The organism is Sulfitobacter sp. HI0129 (genome assembly GCF_001635395.1).
Taxonomy (GTDB): Bacteria; Pseudomonadota; Alphaproteobacteria; order Rhodobacterales; family Rhodobacteraceae; genus Sulfitobacter.
Map to the genome: position 1 here is coordinate 1 of NZ_LWGH01000730.1, position 1,048 is coordinate 1,048.

General features: G+C 64.4%; 2 protein-coding genes. One reads left to right on the plus strand and one right to left on the minus strand.

Features of this window, described 5'->3' with window-relative positions:
- Positions 1-168: ArsR/SmtB family transcription factor (locus tag A3764_RS18065; protein WP_150122279.1), on the minus strand; the 168-nt coding region annotated here is incomplete at its 3' end.
- Between the two features lie 56 nt (positions 169-224).
- On the opposite strand from A3764_RS18065, the gene A3764_RS18070 reads away from it, so the two are divergent.
- A partial coding sequence (locus A3764_RS18070; protein WP_067951889.1) for a cation transporter occupies positions 225-1,048 on the plus strand: 824 nt, incomplete at its 3' end.

Consider the following 1,048-nt stretch of genomic DNA (forward strand, 5'->3'; position numbering starts at 1 on the left):
GACGTTGGGTTGCGATAGTTCGGTCCGCTCGACGATCTCGTGAACGGCCAATGGCTCGTTGCAAAGTGCACCGAGGATGGCCAGGCGGCTCGGGTCCGCGAAGCCGCGGAACAGCTTCGCCCGTCGCTCGATGGTCGCGCTCTTGCGGTCATCGACGATTTGGGCCATATCACTCCTCGCTGATACGTTGTTCTTCAATTCATTCTAGCAGGAATAGCGCGACCATGGCCAACACCGAAAGTGCCGGATCGACGGCAGATGTTCCGCCCGTCCGTTACCGGGTTTCCGGTATGGACTGCGCGAAGGATGCCGCGCAGATCGAGCGGGCGGCGCAGTCGGCCGGAGTCGCGGCTGACGATGTGAAGGTGTCGGCGGCGACGCACATCATGACACTGAGCGCCCCCGAAGCGCGCCTGCCGGACATCGAAAAGGCCGTTGCGGTGACCGGCTACGGCTTCGACCGGATCGAGGGCGATGGAGACATTCCGCCGAATCCCGCCCATCAGGACCCGGCCTACCGACGCGCGCTCTGGATCGTCGTGATCCTGAACGTGGGCTACGGTGTCGTTGAAATGATCGGCGGGTTCATCGCCGGGTCACAGGCCGTGAAGGCCGATGCGCTCGATTTCATCGGCGACGGCGCGATCACCTTCCTTGGCCTGCTGGCCATCGGCTGGAGCCTCGCCTGGCGGGCACGGTCGGCCTTGATCCAGGGCATCTTCCTCGGGCTCCTCGGTCTCGGCGTCCTCGGCACGACCATCGTCCGGGTCTTCGAACGGACGACGCCGGATGCGGGTCTCATGGGCCTGCTTGGCATGATTGCCCTTGTCGTCAACGTCATCTCCGTTCTGCCGCTGCTGCCGTTCCGCAAGGGCGACGCGAACATGCGGGCCGTCTGGCTTTTCTCTCGCAACGACGCCATCGGCAATGCGGCGGTTGTCGTTGCCGCCGGTCTTGTGGCCTGGCTGGGCAGCGCGTGGCCCGACCTTATCGTTGCCTTCGGTATCGCCGGGCTATTCCTGCACTCGTCCTGGGCGATCATTCGCGA